General features: G+C 72.7%; 7 protein-coding genes. 1 reads left to right on the top strand and 6 read right to left on the bottom strand.

What is annotated here, in order from left to right; genetic code table 11:
* Window positions 1-105: 105 nt before the first annotated feature.
* The 4 genes from fxsA to ACWDYJ_RS35325 all read right to left on the bottom strand — a co-directional run bounded on the left by fxsA (window position 106) and on the right by ACWDYJ_RS35325 (window position 4,590).
* Window positions 106-705 carry an FxsA family membrane protein gene (gene fxsA / locus ACWDYJ_RS35340; RefSeq protein WP_451569706.1) on the bottom strand — a complete coding sequence of 200 codons (600 nt, stop codon included), beginning with the start codon at window positions 703-705 and terminating at the stop codon, window positions 106-108.
* A gap of 84 nt (window positions 706-789) precedes the next feature.
* Window positions 790-1,581, bottom strand: coding sequence for a polyprenol monophosphomannose synthase (locus ACWDYJ_RS35335; protein WP_451569705.1), 792 nt, complete (start codon window positions 1,579-1,581; stop codon window positions 790-792).
* A gap of 314 nt (window positions 1,582-1,895) precedes the next feature.
* Window positions 1,896-3,542, bottom strand: a complete 1,647-nt coding sequence (locus tag ACWDYJ_RS35330; RefSeq protein ID WP_451569704.1) for an amidohydrolase — start codon at window positions 3,540-3,542, stop codon at window positions 1,896-1,898.
* A 607-nt stretch (window positions 3,543-4,149) separates the two neighbouring features.
* On the bottom strand, window positions 4,150-4,590 hold the full coding sequence (locus ACWDYJ_RS35325) for an Lrp/AsnC family transcriptional regulator (RefSeq protein WP_164721043.1): 441 nt from the start codon (window positions 4,588-4,590) through the stop codon (window positions 4,150-4,152).
* A 216-nt stretch (window positions 4,591-4,806) separates the two neighbouring features.
* On the opposite strand from ACWDYJ_RS35325, the gene ACWDYJ_RS35320 reads away from it, so the two are divergent.
* Complete coding sequence (locus tag ACWDYJ_RS35320; protein WP_451569703.1) at window positions 4,807-5,265, top strand: hypothetical protein; 459 nt, start codon at window positions 4,807-4,809, stop codon at window positions 5,263-5,265.
* A gap of 31 nt (window positions 5,266-5,296) precedes the next feature.
* Here ACWDYJ_RS35320 and ACWDYJ_RS35315 read toward each other — a convergent pair whose 3' ends face one another.
* Both ACWDYJ_RS35315 and ACWDYJ_RS35310 read right to left on the bottom strand, forming a co-directional pair.
* Window positions 5,297-6,388, bottom strand: a complete 1,092-nt coding sequence (locus ACWDYJ_RS35315) for a phosphotransferase family protein (protein ID WP_451569702.1) — start codon at window positions 6,386-6,388, stop codon at window positions 5,297-5,299.
* 146 nt (window positions 6,389-6,534) lie between these two features.
* Window positions 6,535-7,668, bottom strand: coding sequence for a hypothetical protein (locus ACWDYJ_RS35310; protein WP_451569701.1), 1,134 nt, complete (start codon window positions 7,666-7,668; stop codon window positions 6,535-6,537).
* Window positions 7,669-7,964: the final 296 nt, after the last annotated feature.

Below are 7,964 nucleotides of genomic sequence, written 5' to 3'. Positions count from 1 at the left end.
TTTCGTTTTTTGTTTTTAATCGGTGTTATATCCCTACAACCCACCCACAGAACAAGCCGAGGGGCCCCGCCACACAGTGTGGCGGGGCCCCTCGGCTTGTTCTCCTTACGGAGCCAGGGGCGGGCGGTACGTCGTGTCCGGGCCCGGGTCCTGCCCGGGGCGGTCCTCGCGGACGACCTCGCCCTGGACCACTTTGCCGTCGGGGTAGCGGATCCGGGCTTGGGTGAAGGCGTCGCCGAAACCACCGGGGGCGGAGGCCGCGGCGGCCATCCTGCGCTCCAGGGTCCGCTCGGCCCGCCGGGCGGCCAGGGCCCGCACGGGGGGAAGCAGCAGGAGCAGGCCGACGACGTCGGAGAGCAGCCCCGGCATGATCAGCAGCAGCCCGGCCAGCATGGTCATGCCGTTGCCGGAGCCCTTCGGGGGCTGCGGGGTGGGCGCCTGGCCGGCCATGGCCTGCGCCTGGGCCTGCTGAAACGTCTCGGTCAGATTCCGGAACGCCCGCCGCCCGGCGCGCTTGACGACCACCACGCCGAGCGCCATCGCGCCGAGGAGCAGCGCGGCGACGGCCAGCCCGCCGGCCTCCGCGGCGACCAGGCTGAGCAGCCAGATCTCCAGGATCAGCCAGGCGGCGACCGCCAGGGGGAGGAAGGTACGGGCAGGCGAACGCCGCCGGGGGGCCGTAGGAGTGGGAACGCCGGTCTTCATGGCATCCAGTGTGCCTGGGCCGGGTTAAGAACGGCCTCAGCCGGAGGTACCGGGCAACCCTTAAGGGCGGTGGTGGGCGGAAAGTCAGCGCCTGCGCTTGCCCGTCAGCTTGGCCGCGCGCTCCTTGAAGCCCCACTGGGTGACCCGCCACAGGGCCTCGACCACGATGTCCTTGCTCATCTTGCTGTCCCCGAGTTCTCGCTCGACGAAGGTGATGGGCACCTCGACGACCCGGAAGCCGTTGCGGACGGCGCGGCGGGCCAGGTCCACCTGGAAGCAGTAGCCCGCGGAGGCCACCTCGTCCAGGCCCAGGCCCTCCAGGGTCTCGCGGCGGAAGGCGCGGTAGCCGCCGGTGACGTCCCGGATCGGGACGTCCAGCATCAGCCGGGAGTACGTGGACCCGCCGCGGGAGAGGAACTCGCGGCTCTTGGGCCAGTTGACGACCCGGCCGCCCGGCACCCAGCGGGAGCCCAGCACGAGGTCGGCGCCGCCCAGCGCGGTCAGCAGCCGGGGCAGTTCCTCCGGCTGGTGGGAGCCGTCGGCGTCCATCTCCACGATGACGCCGTAGCCGTGCTCCAGGCCCCAGGCGAAGCCGGCGAGGTAGGCGGCGCCGAGGCCTTCCTTGCCCTTGCGGTGCAGGACGTGCACGTGGTCGTCGCCGATGGCCAGCTCGTCCGCGAGCTTGCCGGTGCCGTCCGGGCTGTTGTCGTCGGCGACCAGGATGTGCGCCTCGGGTACCGCGGCACGGACCCGGCCGACGATCAGGCCGATGTTCTCGGCCTCGTTGTACGTCGGAATGATCACCAGGGTCGTGCCGAGCGGCCCGTCGGTCCGCTGTCCGCCGTCGCTCACTGGGTCACCTTGCACGTTTTTCATTCAGCCCGCCTCATCCAGCCCGCCTCGTACATCCCGCCTCGTACATCCCGTCACAGCAGGATGATTTTAAACGGCGATCGGGGCCGGCGGTCCTTCGGGCCGGCCCGGCTCCCGCTGGCTGCGGGCCGCCGTGACCGTTGTCTACTGGGCCGCCGGACCCGACCTGGGGCCACCCGCCGCCCGGCGAAACCTTCCCTCGCCCCCGAGGCGCGGGCGCGCTGAGCGGACGGATCCGTCCGGTACGGACGTCCTGTGGTGGACCCGGCCGAACTTATCCGGGTCCGGCGGCCCGTACCGAACCCAGGCCCGACGGATCACCCCTGTGGGCGTACGAATGCCTCCCGGCCGCCGACGACGGTGGCGAGGCATACCGGCAGATCGCCGCCCGGGGTGAGATCGGGCAGGCCAGGGGTGCCGGAGCGGGGATCGGTGGACCAGCGGGCGACCCGGTCGTCGGGGGCCTGGACCACCAGTTCCCCGGTCTGCCAGACCGCGTAGTCGGCCGGGGCGCCGGGCACCAGGATGCCCGCGTCGTCCCGCCCGATGGCCCGCCAGCCGCCCCGCGTGTGCGCGGCGAAGGCGGCCCGTACGGAGATCCGGTGGTCCGGGGTGCGGTGGAAGGCCGCCGCCCGTACGGTGCCCCACGGGTCGAGCGGAGTGACCGGCGCGTCCGAGCCGAAGGCCAGCGGCACGCCCGCCTTGAGCAGGGCTGCGTACGGGTTGAGGGTGCGGGCACGCTCGACGCCCAGCCGGTCGGCGTACATGCCGTCCTCGCCGCCCCAGGCGGCGTCGAAGGCGGGCTGCACGGATGCGGTGAGGCCGAGCTCCGCGAAGGCGGCGATGGTGGCCGGGGTCATCATTTCGGCATGCTCGACGCGGTGCCGGGCGGCCCGGATCCGGGCCAGGCCGACCTTCTCGGCGGCTGCGCGGACGCCGTCGACGACGGCGGCGATCGCGGCGTCGCCGATGGCGTGGAAGCCCGCCTGGAGGCCGGCCTCGGTACAGGCGGCGACGTGCTCCGCCACGGCGCGCGCGTCGAGGTAGCCGGTGCCGGTGTGGGAGGCGTCGGCATAGGGGGCGTGCAGGCAGGCGGTGTGCGAGCCGAGGGCGCCGTCCACGAAGAGGTCACCGGCGGCGCCGATCGCGCCGAGCGCCGTGGCCCGGTCGAGGTCCCGGTCGGCCCAGTAGCCGAAGACCCGGGGCCCGGGGCGCTGCGCCGCGAGGTCGAGGAGGGCGGTGAAGTCCTCGGCGGAGGAGATGTCCGGCCCGCCGCACTCGTGCACGGAGCCGATGCCGAGGGAGGCGGCCCGGTCCAGGGCGGCCCGCTGGGCCTCTGCGCGCTGGGCGGGGGTGAGGACGGCCAGGGCGGCGGCCCGTACGGCGTGGTGATCGCCGCGGGTCAGCGGCTCGTCGCCGTCGGGCCGGACGGCGGGCACGAGCGCGAGCAGCGCGGTGCTCACGACGGCCGAGTGCACGTCGATGCGGCTCAGGTAGAGGGGACGGCCCCCCGCGGCCTCGTCGAGCTCGGCCCGGCGCGGGGCACGGCGTTCGGGCCAGCGGGCGGCGTCCCAGCCGTGCCCGAGGAGCACCCGGTCGGCGGGCCGGCGCTCCGCGTAGGCCCGTACGAGGGCCAGCGCGTCGGGGAGCGAACGGGCACCGGTCAGGTCCAGGCCGGTGAGGGCGAGCCCGGTGGAGGTGACGTGGACGTGGGCGTCGGTGAAGGCGGGCGTGACGAGCGCCCCGCCGAGGTCGACGACCTCGTCGACACCCTGCGCGAAGGCATCGGCGGCCCCCTCGGAACCCACCCAGGCGACGTGCCCGCGCTCGACGACCATCGCGGTGGCGAAGGGATCCGCGGGGCTGTGCACCTCGCCGCCGCGCAGGAGAACGGTACGGGCGGGTGCGGTGTCGCCGGCGCTGGCGGAGGCGGGGGCGGCGGCGGGGGCGGTGCGGTCAGTCATGCGCACCAGTCTCGCCCCTCCGCCGGCCGCGGGAAGACGGGGGTGGGGCTCGACCCCCGCCGGGGGCGCGGGCGCCTCCGGGGTCTGTGCGCCGGGGTGGGGTCCGCCGGGGTGGGGTCCGCCGGGGTGGTGCGGCCCACGGGGACCGCGGGTCCCACCACGGTGGTGCATGCCGGCCAGGGGGAAGGTCCCACCAGGGTGGGCGGGCCACTCGGGTGGTGTGCCCACGGGGGCGGCCCGGAGGGGGCGGGACCGGATCCGGGCTCGGGCCGCAGCCGGAGAACGGTCCTGCCGACGCCCAGGCTGAACCGGGGACGGGTGGTCCCGGCGAAGCCGAGGTCGGCGACCGGTCCGGGGCGGGGCTCAAGCCAGGACGGGGGCCGGGCGGGAGCGCCTGGGGGCAAACCCTGGCCGAGGTGCCGGCAGGGGACGGGCCGGCCGGCATCCGTGCCGTCCGTGGCGCCACGGGCTCCGCCTGGGCGCCACGGACGGCACCACAAAGGCGCCCGCGCGACACGGACCAGGGGCCCGGCAACCCCGTGGACCCCGGGTCGGGCCCGACGGCGAGCCGTGCGCGCGGCGCGTCAAGGCGAACGGCGGCGGCCGCTCATACGCGGGGTGGGCGGGCCTCGTACGGGGTGGAGAGGACCACCGTCGTGCGCGTGGAGACGTGGGCCAGGGCGCGCAGGCGGCCCAGGAGGTCCTCTAGTTCGAGGGGGCTGGCCACCCGGACCTTGAGGATGTAGTTCTCGTCGCCCGCGACGCTGTGGCAGGCCTCGATCTCGGGGACACCGGCCAGCCGGTCCGCGATGTCGTCCGGGGCGCTGGGGTCGAACGGTTTGACCGAGATGAACGCGGTCAGGGGCAGGCCGACGGCCTCCGGGTCCACCACGGCCGCGTAGCCCCGGATCACGCCACGCTGCTCCAGGCGGCGTACTCGCTGATGGACTGCCGACGTGGACAGTCCGGTGGCCTTGCCCAGGTCCGTGTAGCTCATCCGCCCGTCCCGCACGAGCAGATCCACGATCTGGCGGTCCAGCTCCTCCATTGCGCTCATAGCCGCTCAACCTATGGCCCAGGACGCTCCAGGCACAGCGGTGTCCACGCCCAATTGGCACCTGCGGCGGGCATGTGACCAAAACCACAAGGGTGTACGGGCGTACATCCCCCTCTTGTGGTTACTCGTGCCGCGCGGCGGGAAGTGCTTGGTGTGGCCGTGGCCGAAGAACCTGCCCGCCCGGCCCACCCAAGGGGGAGTACATCCATGCTGAACACCAAGCGCGCCGGTCGCATCGAACCGGAGCCCCTGGAACTTCTCGAGAACGAGTACACGGACGACGACGGTGAGTACCTCGAAGACGCCGAGGGTTTCGAGATCCACCACGCGATCTGCCCCGACTGCGGACAGTCGATCGCCCTCGTCGCGGACGAGGAGCACCTTCCGCAGCACGCGATCTGCCTGTCCCCGTGGAACCCCTTCGGCCTGACGGTCTGCGCGGGCACCGGCCGGCCGGTCTCGGACGCGCTGCCCACCGTGGGTTTGCTCCAGGCGGAACAGCCGGGGCAGGGACCGCAGCTGGAGCCGGTCGTGCATCTCGCGCTGCCGCAGGGGCTCGACTGGCGGACGCAGCCCTTCTCGCACGTCGGCGGTCCGGGCTCGCGTCCTGTCCAGCCGGCGGCGGTCACGCTGCCGCACATGCGTCAGCACGCGCAGGCCGCCTGAGGCCGGCCTCCCAGGACGTTTACCCGCACGCCTACCAGTACGTTCCCTGCACCATGGCGGCCAGACTGGCATGGTGCAGGATCAGGCTGTCCGGGTCGGCGGGGATCTCGACCTCGCCGAAGTGCGCCTGACGGTAGGCGATGCGCAGCATGACGATCCCGTGGCGCAGGGCGGCGTAAAGGGTGTGGAACTCCATGTCCCGCGGCGTGTGGCCGGTGAGTTCGGCGTACCGGCGTTCCAGGTCGTCGCGGCGCAGGAAGTCCGGCAGCCCGGGCTGGCCGAAGCCGACGGTCAGGTCCTGGAAGAACCGGTGCAGGTAGACGGTCCAGCCGAGGTCCACCTCGCGGGGGGCGTACGCCGCCATCTCCCAGTCGAGGACGGCCACCGGTGCGAAGCCGTCGTAAATGACGTTGCCTATGCGGGCATCGCCCCAGTTGAGAACGGGGTCGCCCTCGTCGTCCGGCCAGATTTCCTCCAGGCGGGCGAACGCCCGCTCGATGAGCGGAGACGGGGCGAGACCGCCCACCACCCAGGAGTAGTACGCGCGTTGGGCGTCTACGTGGCGGCGCAGTGGGCTTCCCTCGCCGGGCGGTAGAAGGAACTCGGCTTCCTTGGCCGGGAATTGGTCGTGGAGACGAGCCAGCAGGGAGATGCTCGCCTCCTGGAGCGTGGCGCGCTCGGCCTCGGTGGCGGCATGCAGCCAGTTGCCCTCGTAGGTGTAGGGCATGACATCGGGCGGTACACGCCCTTCGGCGCGGGCCATCACGAAGAACGGCGCCCCGAGCGGCCCCGGATCCTCCTCCAGCCACTGCACGCGCGGGACGGGCAGGTCCGTGTGCTCGGCGACCAGGCTCATCACACGGTGCTGGCGCGGCATGTCGTACGTGGGGAAGACGGTGTACGCGGCCGGGTCGGCGGCGAGGCGCAGCGCGCAGGCACGCAGCGGGGTGTCGGGGTGCTCGATGTCGAAGAGGAGGGTCTCACTGGACATGCCGTTGGATCCGGGGACGGAGACGTTGGTGACCTTCGCGCCCGGGAGCCGGGTGTCCAGCCAGGCGGCGAGCCGCCGGCCGAGCTCGTGCGGCTCTCGGGTGGAGGTGCGCGGGCGTGGTGCGGTGGCCATGGATACCCCTTTTCTTCTGAGATCTATGGGGTGCAGGGAGTGTGTTGGGGGTGTAGGGGTGTAGGGGTGCAGGGGTGTATTGGGTTCTGCGGGGATCTGCGGAGATCTGCGGAGATCTGCGGGGAACTATGAGGGGCTGTGGGGCTTTACGGGGCGACGGAGGAGTAGTCGGCGAACCCGCTCGGGTCGTGGCGGCCGAAACTGCCGTGTTCGAAGATGCCGTGGCCGATCTGCCCGCCGAGGGTGAAGCGGGCGGAGTGGTCGGTGACCCCGAAGGCGGCCATGGGGTGGGCGACGGGGTCGGAGAGGTCGTAGACGCGGCGGTCGGTCCAGCCACGGCCCTGCCAGGTGCCGTGCTGCCAGTCCCCGGCGGGCGGGTAGCCGGCGCCGACGGCGAGCGGGGAGGAGTTCAGGATCTCCACGCCCAGTTCGAGCGGCTTGCGGGCCGGGTCGGTGAGGTGGACGACGGCGCCTACGGGGTGCCGACTGCCAGGGCGGTAGCGGATGTCGGTGTGCGGCCAGCCGAGTTGGACGTCGTGGCGGTCGCTGCCCTCGGGGAACACCTGGACGGCTTCGCTGAGGGTGCGGTGGCCGTCGGCGTCCTCCTGGGCGATGACCATGACGAAGCGGTCCTCGAAGCGGACCGGGATCCAGAGCCAGTGGAAGCCTTCGGGGCGGTGCTCCTCGGCGGCCCGGCCTCCGTCCTCGCCGGGTATCGGTCGCACGCCCCAACTGCGGTCGCGGGTACCGGTCCACTCCCCCGGGGTGAGGATGAACTCCTCCCCCTTGGCGCGGATGGTGCCGGTGACACTGCCCGCCTGGACGAAACGGCGGCCCTCCAGCATGAGCCGGTCGCCGCGCCGCTGGACGTGGTGGGGCTCCCAGACTGCGGGGAACTCGGCGGTCCAGGTGATGTCGTACGAGAGCCCCTGCGGGTCGTCCGGGTCGGCCGGGCAGCGCAGGGTGAGCTGCTTGAGCGGGACGTCGACCGTGATGGACAGCGGGCCGACGGAGAGGTTCATCCGGTCGTCGGTGAGGGCGTCGGAGGCGCGGACGGCGAGGAGTTCGTCGCCGAGGCGGAGGGTTGCGTAGGCGTCGATGATCCCGGCGTTGGGATAGACCCCGAGGCCGAGGATCAGAACGGCGCGGCCGGCATGGTCGAAGACGTGGAAGATGCAGCGGTCGTAGGCGTTCCGGTCACCGCTGACGTTGTGCTTCATCGACAAGGGGGCCTGATGGATGGGGTACTCGTCGAGCGCGACGGGCCGATCGGCGGACATGACGGGACCTCCTGGGTGGGTGGGTGGGTGAGTGGGTGAGTGGCTGGGTGGGGGGTGGCGGGGTCAAGGGTGGGTGGCGGCTTGAGCGGATATGACGGTACGTCAGATGGTGGGCGGCGGCCATAGCCGCGGGGGGCCCGGAGCGGGGGTGTGCGGTCGGGCGGTGGCGTGGGGGCCGGGGGACCGTTCTCCGGGATCAGAGAAGGTATGGGGGCTTCCCGTCAGTCTCATCGTCTCTCCGGTTCGGGCCGGCCCCTCAAGGGCGCTCCTCCTTCGTCGTCGCGTCGCTTCGCGAT

This window comes from Streptomyces sp. NPDC003042, from assembly GCF_053591315.1.
The sequence above is the reverse complement of the archived record's forward strand: the minus strand, read 5'-3'. Positions and strand labels throughout refer to the sequence as shown.

What these genes read in the sequence shown, in the direction of transcription:
- fxsA (WP_451569706.1), bottom strand. Translation starts at nt 705, where the DNA reads ATGAAGACCGGCGTTCCCACTCCTACGGCCCCCCGGCGGCGTTCGCCT.
- ACWDYJ_RS35335 (WP_451569705.1), bottom strand. Translation starts at nt 1,581, where the DNA reads ATGAAAAACGTGCAAGGTGACCCAGTGAGCGACGGCGGACAGCGGACC.
- ACWDYJ_RS35330 (WP_451569704.1), bottom strand. Translation starts at nt 3,542, where the DNA reads ATGACTGACCGCACCGCCCCCGCCGCCGCCCCCGCCTCCGCCAGCGCC.
- ACWDYJ_RS35325 (WP_164721043.1), bottom strand. Translation starts at nt 4,590, where the DNA reads ATGGAGGAGCTGGACCGCCAGATCGTGGATCTGCTCGTGCGGGACGGG.
- ACWDYJ_RS35320 (WP_451569703.1), top strand. Translation starts at nt 4,807, where the DNA reads ATGCTGAACACCAAGCGCGCCGGTCGCATCGAACCGGAGCCCCTGGAA.
- ACWDYJ_RS35315 (WP_451569702.1), bottom strand. Translation starts at nt 6,388, where the DNA reads ATGGCCACCGCACCACGCCCGCGCACCTCCACCCGAGAGCCGCACGAG.
- ACWDYJ_RS35310 (WP_451569701.1), bottom strand. Translation starts at nt 7,668, where the DNA reads ATGTCCGCCGATCGGCCCGTCGCGCTCGACGAGTACCCCATCCATCAG.